A 25,352-nucleotide genomic window follows, 5' to 3' on the forward strand; every position below is an offset into this window, starting at 1 on the left:
CGGCGCTAGCATAAAGGGCAACATTACCCGCGTATCTCGCGGGACACAGATTTTTGAGAATTACACATGGCGGACGAAACTCCGCCGGACACGCCAGCAAAGGTCCAAAGGCGCGGGGAAAAGGCAAGGCGCCGGGCACGCAAGAGTCGCGCTGCCGCTCCTCGCAAGGACCAGAGAGTAGACGTAACCGGCGGCAAGCCCGAAGGCACAGCCGTGCCTGCGGAGCAGAGCAATTCCGGGGCGGCGGCGCCCCCCACTTCGCGGCGCGGCGCAAGGCGCAGGCGCGGGGCAAAGGCGCGCGAACGCGGCGCGGCGGCCAAATCGGCACAGGCGAAATCGACGCAGCCCAAATCGACACAGGCCAAATCGACACAGGCCAAATCCAGCGCCAAGGCACCCGTCAAATCGGCCGAGGCATCCGCCCCCCGTCCCCCGGCCTATCTGCAGGCCCCCTTTGGCCAATCCTATGCGGCGATCGACCTGGGCACCAACAATTGCCGCCTGTTGATCGCGCGGCCTGCGGGCGACAGTTTCGTGGTGGTCGATGCCTTCAGCCGGGTTGTGCGCCTTGGCGAAGGATTGGCCCAGACGGGGCGGCTGTCGGATGCGGCGATGGAGCGGGCGATGGGCGCGCTGCGGATTTGCGCCGACAAATTGCGCCGCCGGGGTGTGGCCTTGGCCCGATCGGTGGCCACAGAGGCGTGTCGGCGCGCCACCAACGGGCCGGAATTTATCGAACGCGTGCGCCGCGAAACCGGCATCGCGCTCGACATCATCTCGGCGCGCGAGGAAGCGCGGCTTGCGGTGCTGGGCTGCCACATCCTGATCGAGCCCGGCCCCGGCCCTGCGCTGGTGTTCGACATTGGCGGCGGCTCGACCGAGTTGGTGCTGATCGAGCATCAGGACGATGCCGAGGTGCCGCTGATCCGCGATTTCGTGTCGATCCCCTATGGTGTGGTCTCGCTCACGGAAAGCTGCCGGGCCGAGATCGATTCGCCTCAGGACCGCGCCGAGCGCTATGCCGAGATGCGCGCCCTGGTCGATGATGGCTTTGCCGCCTTTGCCGCGCGCATCGCCCCCTTGCGCGCAGGGCTGGCGGACGACCACCTCGTCCACGATGGCGGCCCCCTGCGCCTGCTGGGCACCAGCGGGACGGTGACGACACTGGCCAGCGTCCATCTCGACCTGCCCCATTACGACCGCAGCGCAGTGGACGGCTGCATCGTGCCCGCCGCCAGCATGCGCGCGATCAGTCGGCGCCTCTCCAGCCTGAGCGTAGCAGGGCGGCGCGAGGTGGCCTGCATCGGCCGCGAGCGGGCCGATCTGGTGGTGGCGGGTTGCGCTATCCTCGAATCGATTCTCGATCTATGGCCGGCGGCGCGCCTCGGCGTGGCCGACCGCGGCATCCGTGAAGGCATTCTGCGCAGCCTGATCGGCATCACACACAATAAAGGAGGCGCGGCATGAGCCGTTCCGGCCGCGATCCCGGCACTCGACTGAAAAACACCAAGGGGCGCACCGCCTCGCAGGCCCGCTGGCTGCAGCGGCAGTTGAACGACCCCTATGTGAAGAAAGCCAAGGCGGACGGCTATCGCAGCCGGGCGGCCTATAAGCTGATCGAACTGGACGATAAATTCGGCCTGGTGAAGGGCTCGCGGCGGGTGGTCGACCTTGGCGTCGCGCCCGGTGGCTGGACGCAGGTGGTGCGCCAGCGCGCGCCGCAGGCGGGCGTGGTCGGCATCGACCTGCTGCCCACCGACCCGATCGAGGGCGCGATCCTGTTCGAAATGGACTTCATGGCCGACGAGGCCCCCGATGCGCTGATGGAGGCGCTGGGCGGGCGGCCCGATCTGGTGATTTCCGACATGGCCGCCAATACCGTGGGCCACAAACAGACCGACCACCTGCGCACGATGGGCCTTGTGGAAACGGCTGTGGACTTTGCTGTGCATAACCTGTCGAAAGGCGGTGCATTCGTGGCGAAAGTCTTTGCGGGCGGGACCGATCCGGGGCTTTTGAACATCCTCAAGCGCCATTTCACCACCGTCAAGCACGCCAAGCCGCCCGCGAGCCGGAAGGATTCGTCGGAGTGGTATGTGATTGCTCAGGGGTTCAAGGGGACGGTTGAGGAATTGGAGGCCGGCAAGGAAGAAGGGTGAAATGCGAGGGTCGGTTTTTGATAGCCGATTTGTCGAGACAAATCGGTTGGCCCCTCGCGCTCCCGTTACTGTCTGCGTTGCGCCATGGGTTCGGCGTTGCGTATCGGACGCAGCGTTGAAATTTGAAAGCCTGCGGCGCAGGGCAGCGCAACTTCGCCGCGCCGCAGGCTATAAAACCACAAACCCACCGCCGCCAACCAAGCGCAACACCCTTAACGGGATTGCAAAGGGGCCCCGCCCTTTGCCCGCCGGAGGCAAACCTTCTAAAAACCTCCTAAAACCCCTTAATCCTCAATCCCCCCATGGCTGTCGGCCACCCCGCGCGTCCAGTAACCGGCGGCCTTCACCCACTCCCGCGGATGGCCCAGCGTATCGACGACATAGGCCTTGAGCGCCCGCGCCATTTCGGTTTCGCCCGCGATGAACACGAAGCCGTCACCTGAGGGCAGATCGACCCCGCCAAGGGCCGCGATCAGGCGGGCGGCGTCTTCCTTGCCCCCGCTCTGCGCGCTCCCGTTTTGCCCACCGCCACGATGGGCCCAGAGGCCCTGCCATGCGGATTTCGTGGCAAACACCTGCTCGCTTTCGGCCCCTTCGACCACGACGGCGGTGATGACGGGAACGCCGCTGCGCAGTTCTTCGGTGCGGCGGCCGATGGAGGGGAGCGCGGTTTCATCGCCGATCAGCAGATACCAGTCGAAATCGTCGGGTACGACCGCCGACCCGCGCGGCCCGCCGATGGGCAGCGTGTCGCCAGGCTTGGCGTCGATGGCCCATTGCGTGGCGGGGCCGGCGTCATGGATGGCAAAATCGATAACCAGCACGCCTGCCTTGGTATCAAAGCGGCGGGGGGTATAATCGCGCATCAGCGGCTTTTCCTCGCCCGGCGCGGCAAAGAACAGCTTGATATGGTCATCGGGCGAGGCGCTGTTGAAATCCTGCAAATCGTCGCAGGAAAAGGTGATGCGGCGCATGTTGGGACCGAGCGACTCGATGGTCTGGACGGTCAATGTGCGGCGGCGGATTTCGTGGCGGAGGCGGGTGATCTGGTGGCGTGTCATGATGGCTTGTCCCTTTTGCGGAAGGTGGGAGGGCAGGTGGCGGCGGCGCAGGATTTCGAGGTGAGTCATCATGAAGCGGCCTATTCCTGAATCGCTATGTTGCAATCAAGATATATCTTACCACGCAAAACGCAAGCCCCCATCCGCGATTTTTTGCGAGGGGCTCGCAAAAACAAAAACGGCGCCCGAAGGCGCCGTTTCCGTATCGTGCGAAAATGTTTGGCCGATCAGCGCAGATCGGGCGGCGTCGCCTCACCTTTCAGCATGGCAATCGCCTCGGAGAGCGGCATGAACTTCTGCTGCTGCTCGCCCAGGATGCGGACCGCCACGGTGCCTTCCTCGGCCTCGCGCTTGCCGACAACCAACAGATAAGGCACCTTTTTCAAGGAATGCTCGCGCACCTTGTAGTTGATCTTCTCGTTGCGCAGATCGCTTTCCACGCGAATACCCGCCGCGCGCAATTGGGCCACAGCGTCCTGCGCATAGCCATCGGCGTCCGACACGATGGTGGCCACCACCGCCTGAACCGGGGCCAGCCACACCGGCAGCTTGCCCGCGAAATGCTCGATCAGGATGCCGATGAAACGCTCATACGAACCAAGGATCGCGCGGTGCAGCATGACCGGACGATGCTTTTCGCCATCCTCGGCAATATAGGCGGCGTCGAGTCGCTCAGGCAGCACGCGGTCCGACTGGATCGTGCCGCACTGCCACGTGCGCCCGATGGCGTCGGTCAGATGCCATTCCAGCTTGGGCGCATAGAAAGCCCCCTCGCCCGGCAGCTCTTCCCAGCCATATTCTTCCGTGGCAAGACCCGCATTGACCACCGCATCGCGCAGTTCGGTCTCGGCCAGATCCCACATTTCCTCGCTGCCGAAACGCTTTTCCGGGCGCAGCGCCAGCTTGATCGAATAGGTAAAGCCGAAGTCCTTGTACACCCGGTCGGCCAGTTCGCAGAAGGCGCGAACCTCTTCCACGATCTGATCCTCGCGGCAGAAGATATGGCCGTCATCCTGCGTGAACTGGCGCACGCGCATGATGCCGTGCAGCGCGCCATGCGGCTCGTTGCGGTGGCAACAGCCCATTTCGGCCAGACGCAGCGGCAATTCGCGATACGACTTGATGCCCTGACGGAAGATCAGCACATGCGCCGGGCAGTTCATCGGCTTCAAGGCCATCCAGTCGGCGTCCTTCGAGACGATGGGGCCATCGTCCTCGGTGTTGGGCGCCTCGTCGGGGATGACGAACATGTTTTCGCGATATTTGCCCCAGTGGCCCGATTGCTCCCACTGCTTGGCATCCATCACCTGCGGGGTCTTGACCTCCTGATAGCCGGTGCCGTCAATGGCGCGGCGCATATAGGCTTCCAGCTCGCGCCAGATGAGATAGCCCTTGGGATGCCAGAACACGCTGCCATGCGCTTCGGATTGCAGGTGGAACAGGTCCATTTCCGCGCCAAGCTTGCGGTGGTCGCGCTTGGCGGCCTCTTCCAAACGCAGCAGATGCGCGTCGAGCTGCTTCTTGTTGAGCCAGCCCGTGCCATAGATGCGCGACAACATCGCGTTCTTCTGGTCACCGCGCCAATAGGCGCCCGACACACGGGTCAGCTTGAAAGCCGCGGGGTCCAGCTTGCCGGTCGAGGGCAAATGCGGCCCCTTGCACATGTCCAGCCAGTCATCGCCCGACCAGTAAACCGTCAGTTCCTCATCCTCGGGCAATTCGGCGGCCCATTCGGCCTTGAAGCTCTCGCCCTGCTGCTTCCAGCGCGAAATCAGTTGTTCGCGGCTCCACACCTCGCGGCGCAGCGGCTTGTTGGCGGCGATGATCTTGCGCATCTCCGCCTCGATCAGCGGCAGGTCTTCATCGGTGAAAGGACGCTCCGCAGGCGCGAAATCGTAATAGAAGCCATCGTCCGTGGCCGGACCAAAGGTGATCTGCGTGCCGGGAAACAGCGCCTGCACCGCCTCGGCCAGAACGTGGGCGAAATCATGCCGCGCCAGTTCCAGCGCGTCCTTTTCATCCTTGCCCGTCACCAGCGCCAACGCCGCATCGCCCGTGAAAGTTCGGGTGAGATCGACCAGTTCGCCATCGATGCGCGCGGCAATCGCGGCCTTGGCCAGGCCAGGGCCAATCGCGGCGGCAACATCCGCAGGGGTCGAGCCCGGCGCCATCTCGCGCACAGAGCCATCGGGAAGGGTGATCTTGAGCATGGTCGACATGGGCCAAGCCCTTAGCGCCCGCGCGGCCAAGGCTCAACAGCAAAGGCGCCGACTTGTGCCGCCGGAGAAACAGGCCCATCTGATGCGCCATGACGCAAACCCATATGATGCCCGATGGCCGCGCCATCGCCTATCGCCATATTGCCGGAACCATTGCCGGAACGGGGCCGACCATCGTCTTCCTGCCCGGCTATATGTCCGACATGGCGGGCGGCAAGGCCAGCGCGGTGTTTGACTGGGCGGCGGCGGGGGGGCGGGCCTGCCTGTTGCTGGACTATTCGGGATGCGGGCAATCGGCGGGGAATTTTGCCGATGGCACGCTCTCGCGCTGGCGCGACGAGGTGATCGCGCTGATCGAGGCCTATGTCGCCGGGCCTGTCGTGCTGGTGGGGTCGAGCATGGGCGGGTGGCTGATGCTTCTCATCGCCCGCGCGATGCCGGGGCGAATCGCCGGACTGGTGGGCATCGCCGCCGCCCCCGATTTTACCGAGTGGGGCTATGACAGCGCGCAAAAGGCGCAATTGGCCGCCGGGCAAACCGTGCTCGAACCCAACCCCTATGGCCCCGAGCCGACGCCGACCCATGCCGCCTTCTGGGCCGATGGGCAGGCGCAATTGCAGCTCGACGCCCCGATTCCCCTCGACGCCCCGGTCCGCCTGCTACACGGGATCGAGGACGCCGATGTTCCGCCCGCCATCGGCCATCGCCTGATGGGCGCGCTGCGTTCGGGCGATGTTCAGCTCACCCTTGTCAAAGGCGGCGATCATCGTCTCAGCCGGGATGAGGACATCGCCCTGCTGCTGCGTACCCTTGCTTCACTTGCAGATTGATCACCCATGGCCCTTGTTTTCCTGATCCCCCTCGTCGCCCAGGCCGCCGCGCTCAATGGCGGAGGCATTGCGGGGCTGAACCTGCCCCAGATCGACCGGCCCCGGCCCGTCGCGCCCCGCCCGCGCGGCATCGTCTTTGACTGGCCAACCCAGACCAGCCATTTCCGCAAATGCATGGACGCGGCCGAAAGCGATCCGGCAGGCGGGCTGAGCGATGCGCGCCAATGGGTGAAGGATGCGGCCAGGGAAAATGAGATCACCCGCGCACAGGCCAATGTCTGCCTTGGCAGCGCGCTGTCCCGGCAAGGGCAGTGGAGCGCGGCCCGCGTCGCCTTCATCGCCGCCCATGATGCCACCTCCGACACGCTTTGGCGGGCGCAGGCGGGCGCCATGGCGGGCAATGCCGCGCTGGCGCAGGGGGCGGCGGGCGATGCGCTGCCGCTGCTCGACGGCGCGCTGGCCGATGCGCGCGCGGCGGCCAAGCCCGAGCTGGCGGGCGGCATCATGGTGGACCGCGCCCGCGCGCTGGTCGCGCTGGGCCGCCCGGTCGAGGCCGAGCCGGTGCTGGCCGACGCCCGCGCCGCCTTGCCCGATGATGCGCAGGTCTGGCTGCTGTCGGCCACGCTCTCGCGCCGGATGAACAAATTGGCCGAGGCGCAGGTTCAGATCGAGAATGCCGCCCGGCTCGACCCGCGCGATGGCGACATCGGCGTGGAGGCGGGCGTGATCGCCATGCTGTCGGGCCGCGAGGATGCGGCGCGCAAGAGCTGGGAATCAGTGGTCAGGACCAGCCCCGAGTCGGAAAGCGGCGCGCGCGCAAAAGCCTATCTGGCGCAGATCGGCCCGCCAACCCCGGCCCAAACGGCAGGAAAATAAAGTGCATAAGTGCGATCCCATCTTGGCGAGTTTACGGTAATAAAATAACACAAATGCGTAACCTCTGATGGCTAGACCGGATGAGGCGAACCAAGACCAAGACGTAATACAGGCCCCGGGCAGCCGGGCATCCCCCTCCTGCCCCGGCCGCATCCCCGGCCACGGGGGGAGAGTGTGTCCGACCATGACGAAGAATGCTCAAAAGCCTGATTCCCTTTCGCAAAGCCCCGCCATCGACCCGCGCGAAACCGCGCTGGCCCGCCATCTGGCCGAGGCGCAATTGCCCGGCGACGGCGATCTGGACGCCGATGGCCTGACGGCGGCGGCGCGTTTCCTGCTGGGCGCGGGGGCGCGGCGCGAAAGAACCCAGACCGCGCTGTCCATCGAAAATGTCTCGCGCGAAGGGGGCGGGCGTTTCATGCGCATCGCCATCATCAATGAAGACATGCCCTTCCTTGTCGATTCGATCGCCACGACGATCTCGGCTCAGGGGCTGGTGATCGACCGCCTGCTGCATCCGGTGGTGCCGGTGCTGCGCGACGGGCGCGGCGAAATCACCGAGATTCCCGAGGACCATGGACCCGGCATCCCGCGCGAATCGATGGTCTATCTGGAAACCGCGCGGGCCGATGCGCGCACGCGCTCGGCCATTTCGGCGGCGCTGGGCGTGACGCTGGGCGATGTGCGCGCGGCCGTCGGCGATTGGGGCGCGATCCAGCGCGCGATGGTTGATGACGCGGCCACGCTGAACGCGATGGACCGCACCGAGGGCGCGGCTTTGCTGCGCTGGTTCAACGACGGGATGCTGACCCAACTGGGCCATGTCGTGCGCCGCCGCGATGGGTCGCAGACCGGCGCATTGGGCATTTGCCGGAAAAGCACGTGGGAATTGCTCTCCGCGCCTGCCTATGCCCGCTGCTTTGCTTGGTTTGACCAGTTTCTGGCGCGGGGCGGCGCGGGCCGTCTGCCGCTGATCGTCAAATCCAATCGCATCGCCCATGTGCACCGCCGGGTGCCGCTTGACCTGTTCATCCTGCCGGTGATCGAGGAAGGCAAGCTGGCCGCGCTCTCGGTCCATGCGGGCGTGTGGACCAGCGCCGCGCTGGCCACCGCGCCGGGCCATGTGCCGCTGATGCGCGCGCAATTGTCGGCCCTGCTGGAAAAGCACGAGTTCAGCCCCAACGGCCATGCGGGCAAGGTGCTGACCCATGCGATGACCAGCCTGCCGCATGATCTGATGATCGGCTTTAGCGATGCCGATATGGAGCGCGTGGCGCTGGCCATGATGAGCCTGATCGACCGACCGCGCCCGCGCATCGCGCTGGTCTGCGCGCCGCTTGAACGGCACATTTACGCTTTCGTCTGGCTGCCGCGCGATGCGGTGGCCACCGAGGTCCGCCACGAAATCGCCCAGATGCTGAGCGAGGCGATTCAAGGTCAGGTGATCGACTGGAGCCTTGAGGTCGAGGGATCGAACCTGGCCCAATTGCGCTTCACCCTCGCGGTGGATGAAAGCCAGGAGGCCTGCCCCGAACCCGATGAGGCGGCGCTGGACGCGCGGCTGCGCGCCATGCTGCGCGGATGGGGCGATGCGGTCGAGGCCGAAATCGCCCGCACGGAGGAACCGGGCCGCGCCGCCGCCATCGCCGCGCGTTATGCCGGGGCTTTCCCGATTGCCTATCGCAACCTTTACGGCCCGGCCGAGGCCGCGCAGGACATCGGCCATCTGCGCCGCATTACCGGCGCGCCCGACGACGAGGCCCACCAGCGCGGGGTGCGCCTCTATCGCCTGCCCGGCGACGAGGAAGGGCAATTGCGCCTCAAGCTTTATCAGCGCCATGGCTCGCTGGTCCTGTCCGATGTCGTGCCCGCGCTCGAAAATTTCGGGTTCCGCGTGATCGACACCATCCCCACCACGCTCGAATCGGGCGATCTGGCGCTGGGTTCGATCCATGATTTCGTGCTGAGCCTGCGCGGCGGGCAATCGCTGGCCGAGGTGCTGGGCCATGCGCCGATCATCGAGGACGCTTTGACCGCGATGCTGCATGGCGCGGGCGAGAATGATGCCTTCAACCGCCTGATCGTGGGCGTGGGCCTTTCCGCGCGTGAGGCCAACTGGCTGCGCGCCTTCTATCGCTATCTGCGGCAGACGGGCCTGTCCTATGGCATTGATACGGCGGTCGATGCGCTGCTGGGCGCGCCGATGGTCACGCTGGGTCTGGTCGATCTGCTGCGCGCGCGCCATCAGCCCGGCATTGATGACCGCGACAAGGCCGAAGCCGGCGCCGATGAGGCGATCCGCGACGGGCTGGCGGGCGTGACGGCGATCAACCAGGACCGCCTGCTGCGCGCCTTCCGCGCGGTGGTCCATGCGTGCCTGCGCACCAATGCGTTTGTCGAGGCGGGGCGCGAGGCGCTGGCCTTCAAATTCGATTCCGCGCTTGTGCCGGGCCTGCCCAAGCCTTTGCCGTGGCGCGAAATCTTCGTCTATTCGCCCCGCGTCGAGGGCATCCACCTGCGCGCCGGGCCGGTGGCGCGCGGCGGCCTGCGCTGGTCCGACCGGCGCGACGATTTCCGCACCGAGGTGCTGGGCCTGATGAAGGCGCAGCGGGTGAAGAACGCCGTGATCGTGCCCACCGGGGCCAAGGGCGGTTTTTATCCCAAGCAATTGCCCGACCCGGCGCAAAACCGCGACGCATGGGCCAATGAAGGGCGCGAAAGCTACAAGCTCTTCATCCGCACGCTGCTCTCGCTTACCGACAATATCGTCGATGGCGCGGTGGTGCATCCGGCGGGCATGGTGGTGCTCGATGGCGAAGACCCCTATTTCGTGGTCGCCGCCGACAAGGGCACCGCGACTTTCTCCGACACGGCCAATGCGCTGGCGGCGGAAAAGGACTTCTGGCTGGATGATGCCTTCGCCAGCGGCGGGTCGAAGGGCTATGACCACAAGGCGATGGGCATCACCGCGCGCGGGGCATGGATTTCGGTCCAGCGCCATTTCCGCGAAATGGGCATTGATGTGCAGACCGACCCCGTCCGCGTGGTGGGCGTGGGCGACATGTCGGGCGACGTATTCGGCAATGGGATGTTGCTCTCCAAGGCCATCCGGCTGGTGGCGGCCTTTGACCACCGGCATATTTTCCTCGACCCCGCGCCGGACGCGGAAAAGTCATGGGAAGAACGCAACCGCCTCTTCGCCCTGCCCCGGTCAAGCTGGGACGATTATGACAAGAGCCTGATTTCGCAGGGCGGCGGCGTATTCCCCCGCACCCAGAAGTCGATCCCCCTGTCGCCCGAAATCTGCGAGGCATTGGGCATCGAAGGCGAAAGCATCGACCCAGACAGCCTGATGACCGCGATACTGAAGGCCCCGGTCGATCTGCTCTGGTTCGGCGGCATTGGCACCTATGTAAAGGCCCCGCATGAGGCCCATGCCGATGTGGGCGATCCGGCCAATGACGCGATCCGGGTGAACGGCGGCGATGTGCGCGCCCGCGTGATCGGCGAAGGCGGCAATCTGGGCTGCACCCAGGCGGGGCGCATCGACTATGGCCTGCATGGCGCGCAGGGCGTGGGCGGGCGCGACAACCCCGACTTCATCGACAATTCGGCGGGCGTCGATTGCTCGGACAAGGAGGTCAACATCAAGATCGCGCTGGCCAGCGCCAAGCGGGCCGGGCGGCTGGACGAGGATGGGCGCGTGGCGCTGCTTTCCTCGATGACGGACGATGTGGCCGAGCTGGTGCTGGAGGATAACCGGTTGCAGGCGCTGGGCCTGTCCATCGCTGAGAGCGGCGGGGCAGCGGCGGTGCCCGGCTATTTCCGCCTGATCGAGGTGCTGGAGGAGGGCGGCCATCTCGACCGCCGCACGGAAGGGCTGGCGGACGCCGACACATTCCACCGCCGCGCCGAGGATGGGGAAGGCTTTACCCGCCCCGAGCTGGCCGTGCTGCTCTCCAGCGCGAAACTGGTGCTGCAGGATGCGCTGGAGCATTCGGGCGTGCTGGACGATCCGGGGCTGGAGGAGGACCTGCTCGCCGCCTTCCCGCCCGCGATGCGCGAAACCTATCGTCAGGACATCCTGAACCACCGCCTGCGCCGCGAAATTCTGGCCACGCGGATCGCCAATCGCCTCGTCAACCGGATGGGCTTTATCCACCCCTTCGAACTGGCCGAGGAGGAAGGCGTGAGCCTTGCCGATGTGGCCGCCGCCTTCCTCGCCGCCGAACGGCTGTTTGCCATGGGGCCGGTGTGGAACGATATCGAGGGCGGGCATATGGAAGAGCCTGCCCGCATCCTGCTGTTTGAACGGGCGGCGCAGGCGCTGCGCGGGCATATGGCGGATCTGCTGCGCGCGGGCGCGGCGCAGGAATTCCCCTCGGTGCTGGCCGATGCGCTGGCCCCGGCGCTGGAGGAACTGGCGGGGGCGCTTGACGGCCTGCTGGTCTCCGAGGCGCGCAGCGGTTCGGCCCGCCTGCGCGCCGAACTCTCGGTGGCGGGGGCCAATGAGGCGGAATTGAGCAGCGTTGTGCGCCTGTTCGACCTCGACGGGGCCGTGGGCGTCGCCGCGCTGGCCCACAGCGCCGGGCTCGAAGCCGTCCCGCTGGCCAAGGCCTTTACCAGCCTTGGCGCCGCGCTCGGCCTCGACTGGGCGCAGGCCACCGCCGCCCGCCTCTCGCCCTCCGATCCGTGGGAACGCCTGCTGGTGGGCGGCCTCGCCCGCGATTTCCAGCAGATGCGGCTCGATGCGCTGGGTCGCTGGAACGGAGGCGATCCGCAAGGGGCCGTCGAGGACTGGCTGGTCGCGCAAACCGAGGGCGTGGCACGCTTTGGCGCCATGATCGAGCGCGCGCGCAAGGTCGTGCCCACCACGCCCGCCCTGTTGGCTCAGATTGCCGGGCAGGCGCGGGGGTTGTTGATGCGATAAGAAGGGTAAGATGCGAGGGACTCGTCCCTCGCGCTCCCATTACTGTCTGCGTTGTGTATCGGGTTCGGCGGATGGGTGTCGGACGCAATGTCATAATTTAAAAGCCTGCGGCGCGGATTAGGATGCCCCCTCCGCGCCGCAGGCTTTATTTCCATCCCACCCCCGCCAACCGATCACCCCCCATTAATGGGATTGCAAAGGGATGAATCCCTTTGCCCGCCGGAGGCAAAAACCCTTAATCCCCTACCGCAACCTGTCCAAAGCCCAGACCGCCGCCTCGGCCACCGCCTCATCCTCATCCCCCAACAGTGCGCGAACCGGAGCGATCAGCCCCGCATCCCCGCTGTTCCCCGCCGCATAGAGACAGTTGCGGACGAAGCGGTTGCGCCCGATCCGCTTGATGGGCGAGCCGGAAAAGAGCTGCCGAAACCCCGCATCGTCCAGCGCCAGCAGTTCGGCAATCCGGGGCGCGACCAATTCGGCGCGGGGCAGGAAGGCGCGGTGGCGCGCGGCGGCATCGGCAAATTTGTTCCAGGGGCACACGGCGAGGCAATCGTCGCAGCCATAGATGCGGTTGCCCAATGCCTCGCGAAATTCCAACGGGATCGGCCCTTTATGCTCGATGGTCAGGTAGGACACGCAGCGCCGCGCATCGAGTTGATAGGGCGCAGGGAAAGCACCGGTGGGGCAGGCGTCCTGACAGGCGCGGCATGAACCGCAGCGGTCGCGGCCCGGCTGGTCCGGTTCAAACGCCAGCGTGGTATAGATCGCGCCAAGGAACAGCCATGAGCCATGCTGGCGGCTGACGACATTGGTGTGCTTGCCCTGCCAGCCCAGCCCGGCGGCGGCGGCCAGCGGCTTTTCCATCACGGGCGCGGTATCGACAAAGACCTTGACCCCGATCTCGCCCAGCCCCGCCTTGGCCGCCGCATCGACCAGCCAGCGGGCCAGCGCCTTGAGCGCCTTTTTCACCACATCGTGATAATCGGTCCCCTGCGAATAGACCGAGATGCGCGCCCGATCCCCCACCTCGGCCAGCGCCAGCGGATCATGAGCGGGCGCATAGCTCATGCCCAGCGCGATCACGCTTTGCGCCTCGGGCCACAATCCTTGCGGCGATCGGCGGTGGTGCAGGCGGTCGGCCATCCATGCCATCTGACCATAGGACCCGGCCTCCAGCCATTGTTCGAGGCGGGCCGCGCGGGCCTCGTCCTCCTGCGCCGCCGCCACACCAAAGGCGGCAAAGCCCAGACGCGCCGCTTCCTGCGCCAATGCTTTTTGCAGAGATGGGATGGCATTGTTAAGCAAGGGGAGGCTAAATCCTGTTACGGGCATGACCCAGAACGCTTAGGGGAACCGCAAGTGCTGAGCAATGATTGGGCCATTGAGGCGCGCGGCCTCGTCAAACGGTTTGACGGGTTCACCGCCGTCGATGGCGTCGATCTGTCCGTGCCGCAAGGGGCGATTTACGGCATCCTTGGCCCCAATGGCGCGGGTAAGACCACGACTTTGCGGATGCTTCAGGGGATTATCGACCCGGATTCGGGGGTGCGGCGCATTCTGGGCGCGGATCGCCCGCATGATGTGGCCCATCGCATCGGCTATCTGCCCGAGGAGCGCGGACTTTACCCCACGATGAAGACCTATGAGGCGATTGCCTTCATGGGCGCGCTGCGCGGCCTGCCGCTGGCCGAAGGGCGCCGCCGCGGCAAGGCGATGATGGAGGAGCACGGCCTGACCTATGCCATCGACCGCCAGATCCGCCAGCTTTCCAAAGGCATGGCGCAGCAGGTGCAGATCCTTGGCACGCTGGTCCACCAGCCCGATCTGGTGATTTTTGATGAACCCTTCTCCGGCCTTGATGCGCTCAATCAGGGCAAGCTGGAAAAGATGATCCGCGCATTGGCGGCGGGCGGGACCACGGTGATTTTTTCCACCCATGTCATCGCCCATGCCGAAAGATTGTGCGACGAGGTGGCGATCATCGCCGGGGGCCGCGTGCCCTTTGCCGGGCCGGTGGATGTGGCGCGCGACCGCATCCCGGCGCAGGTCCGCCTTGAAACCCGCCACGCCGATGGACCGTGGCGCGCGGCCCTGCCGCCCGATGCGCGGCATGAAGGCGCCCTGTGGTCCTTCCCCCTGCCCGAAACCGGGGTCGAGCCTTTGCTGCGCGCGCTGATCGAGGGGGAAGCGGGCATTCTCTCGCTCTCCATCGAACGGGCGGGTCTGCACGACGCCTTCGTCGCCATTGCCGGAGAGGCCGCCGCCCGCGCTCTGGGCCAACCCACGCAGGAGGAGGTGGCATGATGCATAAGGGCCGCCTTTCGACGCTTGCGGGCGCCTTTGTCGTCGCCCGGCGCGATTTCGTCGCCATCCTGTGGAGCCGCAGCTTCATCTTCTTCCTGCTGGGGCCGCTGTTTCCGCTCTTTGTGGGCGCCATGGCGGGCAGCATCGGCGCCCATGTCGAGGATGCCGTCGATACGCCGCAAATCGGCCTGATGATGGCGGGCGAGGATATCGACGCCATGTTGACCGCGCGCCATGCGCTCGAACCGGCACTGCGCGATGACCTGCCCGATCTGGTGGTGGTGGCGCGGCTGCGTCCGGGCGAAATGCCCGACGTGCGCGCGGCGCTGGCCGACAAAAGTATCAATGGCGGCAATCTTTCCGCCATCATTTCGGGCACGGCGCGCCATCCGGTGCTGACCGGCACGCCCGGACGCCTGGCCGCATGGCAGGGCGCGGTGGCGCTGATCGCGGCGCGGGCCACGGGCCATGGGCCGGACCTGCTGCCTTCGGTCGCGCTGGCCCCCACGGCCACCTCGACCGCCGCGCAGGCGCATAATCGCGTGCTGACCGCGCAGGGCGGGCAGACGCTGCTGTTCCTGCTGACCATGCTGCTGGCGGGCATGGTGCTTTCGAACCTCATGGAGGAAAAGGGCAACAAGGTCATCGAGATCCTCGCCGCCGCGATCCCCATGGAATCGGTGTTCTTCGGCAAGCTTTTCGCCATGCTGGCGATCAGCTTTGTCGGGATCGGCGTCTGGGCCTTGTCGGGGGCGGCGCTCTCGATGGCGGGCTGGATGCATATTCCTGAACTGGTGACGCCTGCGGTGGGCTGGCCCTTGTTCATTGCGCTGGGCGTGGCCTATTTCGCCATGGCCTATCTGGTGCTGGGCTCCATCTTCCTCGCCATCGGCTCGATGGCCAATTCGGTGCGCGAAATCCAGACGCTGAACATGCCCGTGACGATGGCGCAACTGATGGTGTTCTTCTTCGCTTCCTATGCGATGGCCCGCCCCGGTTCGGGGGTGGAGATCGCGGCGATGGTGGTGCCCTTCTCCTCACCCTTTGCCATGCTGGCGCGCGCGGCGATGCAGGAAGCGCTCTGGCCCCATCTGGCGGCGCTGGGCTGGCAGGCGCTGTGGGTGACGATATTCGTGCGCGGCGGGGCGGCCCTGTTCCGGCGGCGCGTGATGAAAAGCGGGCCGCAGGGGACGGGGCAAAAGCGGGGCCTGATCGCGGCCTTGCGCGGGAAAAAGTGAACGCTTGAAACTTTCTGCCTCTCGCCCACGTATATGGGGAAAAGGGAGATTTGCCATGCGCCCCACCCGCCGCCAGATTTTGCGCCAGATGACCATCGGCCTTGCCGCCGCCGCCTTGATTCCGGCGCGGGCATGGGCCGCTTTTCCGTTAACCCTGCCCGATGCCGAGTGGCGCAAACGGCTGACGCCCGCGCAGTATAATATCCTGCGCGGCAAACAAACCGAAATTCCCTATACCTCGCCTTTGCTGAAAGAACACCGCAAGGGCACTTTCGTCTGCGCGGCCGACAATCACCCGCTCTTCGCCTCCTTCACCAAATTCGACTCGGGCACAGGCTGGCCCAGCTTCTGGCGGCCATTGAACGGCGCGGTCGGCACCAGCACCGATCACGAACTGGGCTATGCCCGCACCGAGGTCCATTGCGCGCAATGCGGGGGCCATCTGGGCCATGTGTTCGACGATGGACCGCGCCCCACCGGGCTGCGTTATTGCATGAACGGGGCGGCGATGAAGTTCGTCCCGGCCTAGATTACACGCCAGACCTGCAAGCCATCGGCCGCCACCGGCGCCAGCCATGACGGCGCGCGCCCGGCCAGCAATTGCGCCGCCAGCCCATGCGGGGCCTCGCGCGCATAGATCTGCGGCTCGCCCAGATCGGGACAGAGCGCGACATAGGCAATATGGTTGGCGCGGATAATCGCGCGGGCGGCATCCGGCGCGGCGACAAAGGCGGCGATGGCATCATGCATCCCGCGCGCCCCGCGATGGTGGCCCGTGGCCAGCACACTGTCGCGGCTGCCCAGCAAAATGTCCGGGCCGATGTCGAGCGGGGCCAGAATGGTCCCCTGCGGCAGAGTGTTGAGCACAGCGGCATGGCGCCGCGCCTCGCAGGCCGAAACGCGCTGCGCCGTGAGGGCCGCCGGAGCAGACGCCTTATGCGGCATCATGGCCCAAATCGTGATGGGCGCCGAGGGCACCATCGCCGCGACAATGCCCAGCGCCGCGATCGGACGCCCCTGCCGCGCCGCCACCAGCCATTCGCCCACCAGCCAGGCCAGCGGCACCGCCGAAAAGGCCCCCGCCACTGCCCCGGCCCGCGTCACCAACACCGCCACAGCCAGCGCCCCGCCAAGGATCAGCGTATATTCCTGCCACCACACGCGCTCCTCGCCCGTGCTGCGCCGCATCAGCCCAGCGCAGGCGAAAAGCGCGAACAGGGGCGGCACGACGGTCTGCAGGGCGGTGGCCCAATCCTGTCGCCACAACGGCAGCCCTTCGGCCACCTGCTGATACCACAGGCGCTGGACCAGCGGGTCGAGCATGTTGAAACTGCCCCCCCGGCATTGCGGGGCAAGGCCAAGATAGAGCGCCAAAGCCCCCGCGCCCGCGATGGCCAAGCCCGCCAGCGCCGGGCCGCGCCACAGGCGCAAAACCAGCGCCGCCCAGACGAACATGGCCAGATGCACCGGCGCGATGGCATCGCAATGCTGCGCCCAATCGCCCCAGCGCGTGGCCGCAAAACAGGCCAGCGACACCGCCGCCAAGGCCGCGGCGAAATGCGCAAGCCAATCGCGCGTCTCCCCCCCGCGCAGCCAGCGCCAAGCGCCCAGCGCCCCAAACACCGCCGTCAGCGGCAAGCCCTCAAGGCTGATCGACAGGCCAATGGCCAGCGCCGCGCCCGAAATCCACCCGCCGATCCGCGCATGGCGCGTCATCAGCCCTTGCAGCGCCAGCATCGCGGCGGCCACCTGCCAGCCGTGATGATCGATCCGCATGGGCCGGATCTGCGTCACCACCGGCACCGACATGGCCAGCGTCAGGCAGGACAGCGTGGTGGCCTCGGCCCCCAACCTTTCCCACGCCACCCGCGCCGCCAGCACCATCACCATGGCCAGCGTCAGCAGAGGCACGATCAGCATGGCGGCCATTTCCGCCCCATCGCCCCCCAGCACGGGCCGCAAAGCCAGCACCACCAGCGCCAGCGGCACATCGACGATCCGCGACCAATGCATCGCCACCCCGCCATGGGCCGGGTCGATCCGGTGCTGGGTCACATCAAACCAGCCCTGCCCGCCCAGCCAGTCGCGCAATTCAACCAGCCGCAGCGCATCATCGGGATCGGGAAAATGCCCCGCCGCGATGGCCCCCGCATTGGTCAGCAAAAGCAGTAAGGCCACCAGCCCATAGGCCAGCGCCACACGTTTGAAAAAATCGCGGATATCGCCCCTCATGCCGCCGCCGGACGGGGCGCAAACACCACCAGCGCGCGCAGCAGCCATGTGGCGATGAAACTGATTCCCACCGCCGCGATCTTGGCCAGACGCGGATCAAGCCCGGCCCTTGCGCCGATCCCGACAATGCCCACCGTCAGGCCGAGGCCAACCAGCGCCGAGGCGACAAACAGCACCTTTTGCACCCAGCGCGCCGCACCATCGGCCGCGGCAAACACCACGCGCGCCGACAGCCACCAATGCACCGCCACCCCCAGCCCATAGGCCAGCGCCGAGGCCCCAGCCGCCGCAACGCCCGTCTGTATCAACGCCACAAACGCCCCCATATCCGCCCCGAGCGCGACCGCGCTGACGCCCAGATAGCGCCATCTCCGCGCCCCCCAAAGGACAGGAATGCGGCCGCGCATCAGGCCGCCCGTTGCTTTTGCACCGCCACCCTTTGCGGCACAGGGCGGAGCGAGGCCAGCGCGGCGACCTGATCGGGCGTGGGCGTCGCGCTGGTCTGCGCGCCCTCATCGCCCGCCTCGTGATATTCGGCGTCCTCGTTCACGCGCCAGATGTCATAGATCCGCGCCCCGGCCTTGATGTTTTCCACCGTCAGCATGGCGGTCATCATCGCGTGATCCTGGTTGTTGTAGCGGTGCATCCCGTTGCGCCCCACCATATGCAGCGTGGGGAAGCGCGCCTCAAGATCGGCGCGCATGGCGGCCACCTGTTCGGCATAGGTTTCGTCATAGACCGGATAGGCCTTTTCCTGACGTACCACCGCGCCGCCGATGACTTGCTCTGCGCGGACAAGGCCCAGAATCTCCATCTCGCGCGTGGCCAGGGCAATCAGGTCCGCATCGCTTTGCGACCACAGGCCATCGCCCTCAAAACAGAAATATTCCAGACCCACACAGGCCACCCCCGCCTCGGGCACCATTTCGGGCGACCAGCTGCGGAAATTCTGGATGCGGCCAACCTGAACCTTGGAATCGTGGATATAGATCCAATTGTCCGGAAACAGATCCTGCGACCGGATTTTCAGCGCGACGGTCAGGAAATCGCGATATTTCAATTCCATCGCCTGCGGCAGGCTGGCAGGCAGCGGATGGATGCGGCACGCCAGTTCGCGCATCGGCGCGCTGGAGATGACATGGGCGGCATGGACCACCGTCTCGCCCGCCGCATGGGCGGCGGTCATACGCCACGCGCCATCGCCCCCTTGCGAAAGCTGTTTGAGCGTATGGCCCATCAACACCTGTCCGCGCCCGCTGGCGATTACATGGTCGCGCGCGGCCTCCCACATCATGCCCGGCCCAAGGCGGGGATAGCGAAACGATTCGAGCAGCGTCTTGGTCGCCATCCCGTCATTGGGCCGCTTGTTGAGCCCCAGCGAGCGCTTCAGCCCATCGACCACCGCGCCCCAGAGCGAGAGCCCCTTGATTCGCTGCGCCGCCCAATCCGCGCTCATTTCATCGCAGGGCATGCCCCATACCTTTTCGGTATAGGTTTTAAAAAAGATCGAAAACAGCTTTTGCCCGAATTGGTTAACTGTCCAGTCCTCAAAGGATTTCACAGTCTTGCGCGGAAAAGCCTTGGCCCGCGCAAAGCTGGCCATGCAGGCGGCGCTGCGCCACAGGCCCAGATTGCGCAAGGCCTCAAAAGCGCGCAGCGGATAGGAGTAGAATTTGCCCTCGTAATAGATCCGGCTCATGCGCGGGCGCTGGATGAAATCATGGGGCAGGATCTCGTTCCACAGATCGACCACCGCCTGCGATTTGGAAAAGAACCGGTGGCCGCCGATGTCGAAACGATAGCCCTCATGCTCGACCGTGCGCGAAATGCCGCCGACATAGCGCTCATCCTTCTCGATGACCGCCACGCTCATCCCCGCCCTTGTCAGCAGATAGGCCGCCGTCAGCCCGGCCGGCCCCGCGCCGATGATCGCCACATCGACCATCGCGCCTTTGCCCGCACCACCCGTTTCAAGGCCGCCAAAAACCATCTGATTCCCCAAATTCCGTCCCACATTGAGGTGAAGGAAAATGGCCAACAAATCGTTAAGCAGCCCCTTTGATCCACGCAAATATGCCTAATTACCCGGCGCGATGCGCCCACTGGCCATTTGCCGCGCGCTGGGGCAGGATGGCGCCGGGTTGGGTAAGACAAGGCGGGATGAATGGGCAAGGATGCCGCGCCGGGGGGCCGATGGCTCTGGGCGTTGATGGTGGGTTGGGCACTGGTGTTGGCGGGCCTGTGGGTGGCCGCGCCGCCCGCCCATCCCGAAATCACGGTTTTCTATCGCAAGTTGCAGGATCAATGGCTGCTGCTGGCCATGCTCTGGGCATGGGCCGGGGCGGCGGTGGCGATGCGGCGCTGGCGGCGGGTCGGGCCGTGGCGGATGGGCCCGCGCACGCCATGGGCGTTGGCGGGTCTGGCCGCGCTGGCGGTTTTGGCGGGGCATTATCTGGTGCTGGCGGGTTATGACCTCAGCCGCGACGAGCAGATGGTCAGTTTCGATGCCGCGATCTATCGCGCGGGGCGTCTGGCATGGCCGGTGCCTTTGGCATGGCGCGTCGATCTGCCCGCGCTCAACACGCTGTTCATGATGCCGCTGGCGCGGCCCGCGGCATGGGTGTCGACCTATCTGCCGGGCAATGCGATGCTCGAGGCCCTGTTTGGCCCGCTCAAGGCGCCGCTGCTGATGGCGGTCTCGGTGCTGGCGCTCTGGCGCGTGGGGCGGCGGTTGCTGGGGCCGGATCAGGATGCGCTGGCGGTGATGATGGCGCTGTTCCTGCTCTCGGGCCAGGTGCTGTTTTCGGCGATGAGCCGCTTTGCCATGCCCGCCCATCTGGCCTTCAATCTGGTCTGGCTTTGGCTGTTCCTGCGCGATACGCGGCGGGGCGATCTGGCCGCGCTGGCGGTGGGTTTTATCGCCACCGGGCTGCATCAGCCGCTGTTTCACCCGATGTTCGTGGCGCCATGGCTGGCGCTTTTGCTGTGGGAGCGACGCTGGGGTCGATTGGCGCTGTTCGTGGCGGGTTATCTGGCGGTCGGCCTGTTCTGGCTGTGGTGGCCGCATCTGACGCTTGATGCGGTGCGCGGGCCGGATTCGGTGCTGGTCGAGGCGGGCAGCGATTATGTCTCGCGCCTGATGGAAACGCTGGCGCAGAACAGCGACAATGGCACGCTGATGGCGGCCAATCTGCTGCGCATGGCGGCATGGACGCATCCCGCGCTCTGGGTGCTGGCGGCCATCGGCGCATGGGCGGGGCGGCGCGACGGGCGGGTGCTGGCGCTGCTGGCCGGGGTGGTGATTGTGGTGGTGGTGATGGGGCTGATCCTGCCTTATCAGGGCCATGGCTTTGGCTATCGCTATCTCCATCCGATGCTGGGCAATGTGGCGCTGTTGGGCGCGCTGGGCTGGCAAAACCTGGGGACGGCGCGGCGCGATCGGCTGCGTGGGGGGCTGGTGGCGATTTCGGCGCTGACCTTGCTGGTGCTGATCCCGATGCAGGGCTGGTTTGCCCATCGCCTCTATGGCGCCTTTGCCGATGCCAGCGCGAAGATCGATACGGTGCATGCCGATTATGTCATCATCGGCAATTATGACGCGCCGCTCGCGCTTGATCTGGGGATCAACCGGCCCGATCTGTCGAACCGCCCGCTGCGGCTGATCGAATATGACTATGATGATCTCGAAGAAATCGCCCCGCGCCTATGCGCCCATGGGCAAACGGTGGCCCTGCCCGCGCGCGGTTTCTATTTCGGCATCGGACGCGCGCTCAACATGATGCCGGGCCGCACCACCACGCGCCGCCGGGCATGGCATACGCAGGAGTTCACCCGCGCCGGGTGCAAGGTGATCAGCCTGTTGTAAGGCCCATAATCGCGCGCGCCATCGCGGCCCACGAATAGCGCGCAGCCGCCCATGCCGCCATCTGGGCGCGCTGGGCCATGGTCGGGCCGGGTGCGTCCAGCATCGCGGCCACGCGCGCCGCGCTGCCCTCCGCATCGGCCAGATCGACCGCCACGCCGCGCAGGAATGGCCCGGCCTCCGGATCCGCCAGATGCGTGGGTGCGCCGCAGATGACCGGCAGTCCGCAAGCCATCGCCTCCTGTATCACCAGCGGATAGCCCTCGCCAACGCTGGGCAGCAGCAGGCAATCGGCGCTGCGATAAAGCGCGGCCAATTGCGCAGGTGCCTGTGGCCCCAAATCATGGACATTGGCCAGCCCCCATGACGCAGGCCGGATCGGCCCCGCCCCCGCCAGCAGAAAAGCCACATCCGGGCGCATCGCCGCCACAGCGCGCAGAATCGACAGGCCCTTCTTTTCCACAAAGCGGCCCACGAACAGCACGCGCCTTTTACCCTCGGGCAGACCCTGCGCCGCCGGGCCCAGCCGCGTGAACACATCGCCATCCACCCCGTTGAACAGCAGCGCATAATCGCGCCGCGCCGGATCGCCTAACAGATCGCGCCGCACCGTGTCGGAAATAAACACCAGCCGGTCCGCCGCCCACAGCATCGGGCGCGTCACAACAGCGTTGGCCAGCGCCATCACCGCCCGCATCACACCCGAGGCAAAGGGAATGCCCGCAATATGCTGGATCAGCACCACCCGCCGCCCGCGCAATCTGGCCATCGCCAGCGCCAGGATCGAGGTGACATACAGCGCATCATGCACCACCACCGCATCGGCCCGCCCCACCGCCCGCCACAGCGCCGCCATACCCACCGGCCCCGGAATCGGCATGGGAAGGCCCGTCAGCTTCTCCGTCGGGTTGATGCAGGACAGGCAGAGCGTGGGAATATCCACCGGCGCCGGATCCTGCCCGCTGGCCGTCCACGTTACGTCCGCCCCCTGCGCCGCCATCTGCCGCGACAAATGCCCCGCCACCCGCTCTATCCCGCCAAGGTGGCTTTCGAAAAAATGGCTGACCATGAGGATGTGCATGGGGTGGGTCTTAATGGGTTTGCCTCCGGCGGGCAAAGGGACTTGTCCCTTTGCAATCCCGTTTTGTGGTGGTGCTTCCGTTCGCAGGGATGCGGATGGGGGATGGTTTTTAAAGCCTGCGGCGCGGCAAAGTAGCGCTGAAAAGCGCCGCAGGCTTTAAAATCCTTCACGCAACACGCAGCATGGCCTGTCTCACACCACCCCATTAACGGGATTGCAAAGGGCCCCCGCCCTTTGCCCGCCGGAGGCAAAACCTATTTCCGAACAATCGCCCAGCGCGAGAGCAGGAAATTCATCCCCACCATCAGACAGGAGGCCAAGGGCGCGGCATAGACCATCGCCAGCCCTACCGGCCCGCGCAACACCCATGTCACGCCCAGCGCCAGCGGGGTGTTGGTGCTCATGGCCAGCGCATAGCGGCCATAGCGGCCAAGGCTCATCGGTTCGCGAAAGGTCAGGTGCGAGTGGAGCGCATAGCCGACGAGCGAGACGAGGATGAAGGACAGGGCAAAGCCGACGCTGGATATGGCCAGCGGCCCGGCGCCCCGCATCGCCCAATCGGTGGCGATCATCACGCCATTATGCAGGCCAAGGCAGGTGGCCGCGACAAAGCCATAGGCCAGCCCGGTTCGCAAACTCATACCGCAACATGCGCCCGCACGAGATAGACGCAGGCATTGTCGTCGCGCATGGCGGCCGGCGTGATCGCATCCTCGACCACCGCGCGCGCATTCATCACCACCGCCAGCGCGCCCGCGATGATCGGCCCGATCACCGGCAGCTTGCGCAGGACAAAGGCAAAGGCGGTCAGCCGGATCATCGTTGTGGTGGCCAGCGGACCGCAGATCGAGTGCATTTCCTCCACCGCGATCCCGCGTGTTTTCAGGTCCAGCGCAAGGCCGGTGCGGGTCCAGCGGCGATGGTCCTCCGGGTGGGGGTGATAGAACCAACTGCCATGGGTGGACAGGATCAGCGTGCCGCCCGGTTTCAGCAAACGGCGGATTTCCGCGCAATAGGCGTCCAGATCGGGCACATGCTCCAGCACCTGCGCCGAAAGGATCGCGTCCACGCTGTGATCGGGCAAAGGCACCCGACCGTCCGGCCCGATCGGCAATTTGCCCTTGGCGGCGGCATCATCGTCAATATCGGCCGGGCGGTAATCCAGCCCCATCCCGCCCAGCAATGCCGCATAGGGCTGATCCCCGCAGCCCAGATCGAGGATGCTGGCGCCCTTGGGCAATCGCTCCGCCTGCGCCCGGATCAGTTTCGACAAAGGCGCCAGTTGCAGCCAGTCCGTATGCCACAAGGAGGGGGAAACCCGGCGCGTGTTATGCATCACAAATCTTCCTCACCCGGCACAAAGGCCGCATCATGGCCCGCAATGATCGCCAGCAGAAACCCGCCCAGCGCGGTCTGCACCCCGATGGCCCCCGCCGCCGCGGCCACCACCAGCGGCAGCACCGAGGGCAGCGGCAGATAGCCCCCCGCCCGCCAGTTGATGCCGATCACCGCCAGCGCCGCGCCCGAAAACACCATCAGCCCCAGCCCCAGCACCAGCGCATGTTCGAGCGTCAATATCGGGCTGAACCGGTCGAACCAGCCGTTCAGGTCGCGATAGCCGGTGCGCACGCCGTAAAAATGGGTCGCCATCGCCATGATCGCGGCAAAATGGCCCACCGTCAGCAGGAAACCGGCCAGAATCGTCCAGCCCGCTCCAACCACCGGATTGCCCGCCAGCCAGCCCATGTCAAAGCCCATCGCCACGCCCAGAATCGCCACCGCCGCCAGCATCGCAATCAGCGCAGGCACGCCGAATACCCATGTGGGCGACAGCATCAGCAGATAGCGCAAATGCCGCCACCCATCGCGCCACGGGCGCAGATGCGGCGCCCGGTCGCGCAGGTCGGGTTGCAGCTTGGCCGGCACCTGTTCGATATGCAGACCGCGCAGGGATGCCTTGATCACCATCTCGCTGGCAAATTCCATGCCGGTCGAGGACAGCGCGCATTCCTGAAACGCCCGCTTGGTGATCGCGCGGATGCCGCAATGGGCATCATCAATACCGCTGCGGTAAAACAGGTTCAAAATGCCCGTCAGCACCGGATTGCCGATATAACGGTTTTTCCATGGCATCGCGCCCTTGGCGATGCCGCCGGCAAAGCGCGACCCCATGCACAGGTCCGCACCCTCGACCAGTTGCCCGATCATCGCCACGCCATCGTTGAAATCATACGAGCCATCGGCATCGCCCATCAGCAGATAGCGGCCATAGCCCCCTTCACACCCGCCGATCAGCGCCGCGCCATAGCCGCGCCGGGGCACCGGCACCACGCGCGCGCCCTGCGCCGTGGCATAGGCCTGCGATCCGTCGGTGCTGCCATTGTCGGCAATCACGATCTCGCTGCGCAGGCCATAGGCCACCTCGATCCGGTGGGCGGCCTCCTTGGCATTGGCGATGCAATGCGGCAGGCTCTGAATCTCGTTAAGACAGGGCATGATGATGGAAACATCAATCCCCTGCGCTGCCTGCTCGCTTTGGCTCACTGCTTGCCCCCGA

At 66.0% G+C, this 25,352-nt stretch carries 19 protein-coding genes; 9 read left to right on the forward strand and 10 right to left on the reverse strand.

Annotation, left to right across the window (positions count from 1 at the left end; all coding sequences use genetic code 11):
* Nucleotides 1-66: 66 nt before the first annotated feature.
* Together PQ467_RS00765 and PQ467_RS00770 are read left to right on the forward strand one after the other, a co-directional pair.
* Entirely contained in the window at nt 67-1,467 is a 1,401-nt protein-coding gene (locus PQ467_RS00765) for a Ppx/GppA phosphatase family protein (protein WP_337995103.1), read from the forward strand.
* Nucleotides 1,464-2,159: an RlmE family RNA methyltransferase gene (locus tag PQ467_RS00770; protein ID WP_168603137.1), complete on the forward strand. Its 696-nt coding sequence runs from the start codon at nt 1,464-1,466 to the stop codon at nt 2,157-2,159. The genes PQ467_RS00765 and PQ467_RS00770 overlap by 4 nt, the downstream gene beginning before the upstream one ends.
* 284 nt (nt 2,160-2,443) lie before the next feature.
* Here the strand turns inward: PQ467_RS00770 and PQ467_RS00775 are convergent, their stop codons facing one another.
* Nucleotides 2,444-3,220: a siderophore-interacting protein gene (locus PQ467_RS00775; protein ID WP_274174679.1), complete on the reverse strand. Its 777-nt coding sequence runs from the start codon at nt 3,218-3,220 to the stop codon at nt 2,444-2,446.
* A 227-nt stretch (nt 3,221-3,447) separates the two neighbouring features.
* Nucleotides 3,448-5,439: a threonine--tRNA ligase gene (gene thrS / locus PQ467_RS00780; protein WP_274174680.1), complete on the reverse strand. Its 1,992-nt coding sequence runs from the start codon at nt 5,437-5,439 to the stop codon at nt 3,448-3,450.
* Between the two features lie 89 nt (nt 5,440-5,528).
* Between thrS and PQ467_RS00785 the strand changes: the two genes are divergently transcribed.
* From PQ467_RS00785 to PQ467_RS00795, 3 genes are all read left to right on the forward strand, one after another.
* The gene (locus PQ467_RS00785; RefSeq protein WP_274174681.1) at nt 5,529-6,269 is read left to right on the forward strand and encodes an alpha/beta fold hydrolase; all 741 of its coding nucleotides are present in this window, start codon (nt 5,529-5,531) and stop codon (nt 6,267-6,269) included.
* A 6-nt stretch (nt 6,270-6,275) separates the two neighbouring features.
* Nucleotides 6,276-7,145, forward strand: coding sequence for a tetratricopeptide repeat protein (locus PQ467_RS00790; protein ID WP_274174682.1), 870 nt, complete (start codon nt 6,276-6,278; stop codon nt 7,143-7,145).
* A gap of 184 nt (nt 7,146-7,329) precedes the next feature.
* A complete protein-coding gene (locus PQ467_RS00795) occupies nt 7,330-12,075 on the forward strand; it encodes an NAD-glutamate dehydrogenase domain-containing protein (protein WP_274174683.1) in 4,746 nt (1,581 codons plus the stop codon).
* A 243-nt stretch (nt 12,076-12,318) separates the two neighbouring features.
* Here PQ467_RS00795 and queG read toward each other — a convergent pair whose 3' ends face one another.
* Entirely contained in the window at nt 12,319-13,383 is a 1,065-nt protein-coding gene (gene queG, locus PQ467_RS00800; protein WP_274174684.1) for a tRNA epoxyqueuosine(34) reductase QueG, read from the reverse strand.
* 54 nt (nt 13,384-13,437) lie between these two features.
* On the opposite strand from queG, the gene PQ467_RS00805 reads away from it, so the two are divergent.
* The 3 genes from PQ467_RS00805 to msrB are packed head-to-tail and all read left to right on the forward strand — an operon-like array spanning nt 13,438 to nt 16,149.
* Nucleotides 13,438-14,382, forward strand: a complete 945-nt coding sequence (locus PQ467_RS00805; protein WP_274174685.1) for an ABC transporter ATP-binding protein — start codon at nt 13,438-13,440, stop codon at nt 14,380-14,382.
* Nucleotides 14,379-15,620 carry an ABC transporter permease gene (locus PQ467_RS00810; protein ID WP_274174686.1) on the forward strand — a complete coding sequence of 414 codons (1,242 nt, stop codon included), beginning with the start codon at nt 14,379-14,381 and terminating at the stop codon, nt 15,618-15,620. The genes PQ467_RS00805 and PQ467_RS00810 overlap by 4 nt, the downstream gene beginning before the upstream one ends.
* Before the next feature lie 55 nt (nt 15,621-15,675).
* The gene (gene msrB, locus PQ467_RS00815) at nt 15,676-16,149 is read left to right on the forward strand and encodes a peptide-methionine (R)-S-oxide reductase MsrB (protein WP_443192966.1); all 474 of its coding nucleotides are present in this window, start codon (nt 15,676-15,678) and stop codon (nt 16,147-16,149) included.
* Here the strand turns inward: msrB and PQ467_RS00820 are convergent.
* The 3 genes from PQ467_RS00820 to PQ467_RS00830 are packed head-to-tail and all read right to left on the reverse strand — an operon-like array spanning nt 16,146 to nt 19,842.
* Nucleotides 16,146-17,852 (reverse strand): hypothetical protein, encoded by a 1,707-nt coding sequence (locus PQ467_RS00820; RefSeq protein WP_274174687.1) that lies wholly within the window; start codon nt 17,850-17,852, stop codon nt 16,146-16,148. The two genes, msrB and PQ467_RS00820, sit on opposite strands and share 4 nt — an antisense overlap.
* Complete coding sequence (locus PQ467_RS00825; protein WP_274174688.1) at nt 17,849-18,259, reverse strand: GtrA family protein; 411 nt, start codon at nt 18,257-18,259, stop codon at nt 17,849-17,851. The genes PQ467_RS00820 and PQ467_RS00825 overlap by 4 nt, the downstream gene beginning before the upstream one ends.
* Entirely contained in the window at nt 18,259-19,842 is a 1,584-nt protein-coding gene (locus PQ467_RS00830; RefSeq protein ID WP_274174689.1) for an NAD(P)/FAD-dependent oxidoreductase, read from the reverse strand. Before PQ467_RS00830 ends, PQ467_RS00825 begins: the two co-directional genes overlap by 1 nt.
* A gap of 174 nt (nt 19,843-20,016) precedes the next feature.
* Between PQ467_RS00830 and PQ467_RS00835 the strand changes: the two genes are divergently transcribed.
* Nucleotides 20,017-21,717 (forward strand): hypothetical protein, encoded by a 1,701-nt coding sequence (locus PQ467_RS00835; protein ID WP_274174690.1) that lies wholly within the window; start codon nt 20,017-20,019, stop codon nt 21,715-21,717.
* On the opposite strand, the gene PQ467_RS00840 is transcribed toward PQ467_RS00835, so the two are convergent.
* The 4 genes from PQ467_RS00840 to PQ467_RS00855 form a co-directional block, all read right to left on the reverse strand.
* Entirely contained in the window at nt 21,704-22,795 is a 1,092-nt protein-coding gene (locus PQ467_RS00840) for a glycosyltransferase family 4 protein (protein WP_274174691.1), read from the reverse strand. The two genes, PQ467_RS00835 and PQ467_RS00840, sit on opposite strands and share 14 nt — an antisense overlap.
* A 254-nt stretch (nt 22,796-23,049) precedes the next feature.
* Nucleotides 23,050-23,436 carry a GtrA family protein gene (locus tag PQ467_RS00845; RefSeq protein ID WP_274174692.1) on the reverse strand — a complete coding sequence of 129 codons (387 nt, stop codon included), beginning with the start codon at nt 23,434-23,436 and terminating at the stop codon, nt 23,050-23,052.
* Nucleotides 23,433-24,131, reverse strand: a complete 699-nt coding sequence (locus tag PQ467_RS00850; RefSeq protein ID WP_274174693.1) for a class I SAM-dependent methyltransferase — start codon at nt 24,129-24,131, stop codon at nt 23,433-23,435. The genes PQ467_RS00845 and PQ467_RS00850 overlap by 4 nt, the downstream gene beginning before the upstream one ends.
* The gene (locus tag PQ467_RS00855) at nt 24,131-25,339 is read right to left on the reverse strand and encodes a glycosyltransferase family 2 protein (protein WP_274174694.1); all 1,209 of its coding nucleotides are present in this window, start codon (nt 25,337-25,339) and stop codon (nt 24,131-24,133) included. Before PQ467_RS00855 ends, PQ467_RS00850 begins: the two co-directional genes overlap by 1 nt.
* Nucleotides 25,340-25,352: the final 13 nt, after the last annotated feature.

The organism is Novosphingobium sp. KACC 22771, assembly GCF_028736195.1.
GTDB lineage: Bacteria > Pseudomonadota > Alphaproteobacteria > Sphingomonadales > Sphingomonadaceae > Novosphingobium.